This is a genomic window from Sedimentibacter sp. B4, from assembly GCF_000309315.1.
GTDB lineage: Bacteria > Bacillota > Clostridia > Tissierellales > Sedimentibacteraceae > Sedimentibacter > Sedimentibacter saalensis.
Genome location: NZ_CANG01001060.1, coordinates 1 through 250 on the forward strand (window position 1 = coordinate 1; position 250 = coordinate 250).

The window sequence follows — 250 nt, forward strand, 5'->3', positions numbered from 1 at the left end:
CCGGATCGATGACGGGGGACTGCGGAACCCGCCCGTCCGATGGCTGATGCTGGCCGCTCCGTTCACCGCCGGCGTCGGCATCTACGTCTTCTATGCGCTCCAGCCCTACCTGCTCCAGCTCGCGGGCGATCCGCGCGCCTACGCGATCGCCGGGGCCGCCGCAGCCCTCTCGGCCGGAGCACAGATCTGTGGCGGCCTTCTGGTCGGTCGGGTGCGTCGCCTGTTCCGGCGCCGTACCGACGCGCTCGTG

The 250-nt window shown here is 72.0% G+C and carries 1 pseudogene; it reads left to right on the forward strand.

Going from position 1 to position 250, the window contains the following annotated elements:
* Nucleotides 1-250 (forward strand): annotated as a pseudogene (locus tag BN358_RS25050) (MFS transporter); the annotation flags it as partial.